The 1200-nt window shown below is 54.7% G+C and carries 1 protein-coding gene; it reads right to left on the minus strand.

The genetic code is table 11. From position 1 onward, the window contains the following. On the minus strand, window positions 1-638 hold a 638-nt coding region (locus D6694_06230), incomplete at its 3' end, for an ATP-binding protein (protein ID RMH44113.1). Window positions 639-1200 lie beyond the last annotated feature (562 nt).

Consider the following 1200-nt stretch of genomic DNA (forward strand, 5'->3'; position numbering starts at 1 on the left):
CAACCGGGACGTCCAATGGCTACCAGCAAATTGGAGAGCGCGGTGGCGGTCACTTCGGCCAGGTCGGAGTTCCCTACCTGGATGGCTTTGGCATTCTGGAAATAAGGCGGCAGTTCATCCAGCAGAATCAGCAAACGCTCGCCGCGCAGCAGGTTTTCCCAGGCTTTCTGGCCTGGAGCCTGAAGGGGGCTGTACAAATCTTTGAAAAGTTCCTTTTTGCCCAGTTGCTCAGCCAGTGCCCCCCAGATGCCGTAAGGGGCATCGGTCTCGCGCCCACTGAAGGCAATCACTTTGACCGGGCCGAGACTGGGGTCTGGGGCATAAAAATCCCCCATCACCTGTTGGCGGTATTCCGGGTGTTGCGCCAGCAGGCCCAGCGCCAGCAAGTTATGCGTCTTGCCGCCGCCCATGGCCTGCTTGAGTTTGAATACCCCTTGTGCAGACTTTCCCTCCAGGCGGCGGAAGGCATGTTCCAGCAGGGTCTTCATGCCTTCCGTGATGTAGTTCTCCTCGAAGAACTCGCCGGGGTCGATTTTGCCGTCTACCAGGTCGCTCAAATCGAGGACGGTATCTCGTTTTTGCGGGTCGAAGATAACCGGACGAGGTTGGCAGAGCACGGTGATATTCAAAGATTGCATTGCGCGTTCTCCTGATGATGGGGGTGATGCGTATTCCGACAACCAGAGACTTGCATTTTGTTCCCCAAAGTAGATTTGTGGTGACCGTTTTTCCTGCCCCTGGGGTGTTCCATATCCAATTTTGGGTGACGTCTCTTCGTAATGCGTTGGGCAAATTGGCAATTTTCCCCATACCTTCAACAAGGTAGTGGCGTGGGTGATAGTTGTATAAGTATACCTGAAATTGTCCTTGTACGACGTCTTTTTCCCGCGCAAATTCGTCGCACAAGAGAGATTGTGCGACGCCATCCCCCTGAAAGGCGTCGCACAAGTGTGTGTTTTCGGGGTGCTAACGGCGAGAAAAGATGTCGTATAAGCGAAAGCCCCCGGGAGTCTGTCACAGGACTCCTGGGGGCTTTTTTTTGTCCGTCGTTGCCGCCAGGCGGACGGTTGTTGACCATGACGAAGTTCCCCTCCCCCTTAAGGGCTGAGAAGACGACACTTTTCTGGAGGCAAGTCAGACAGGGGATAGGAAGGGGCCGATTTGCAAAGGTATCTTACTGGGATCGGTAAAGAGAGTGCG

It is taken from the genome of Gammaproteobacteria bacterium (genome assembly GCA_003696665.1).
Classification (GTDB): domain Bacteria; phylum Pseudomonadota; class Gammaproteobacteria; order Enterobacterales.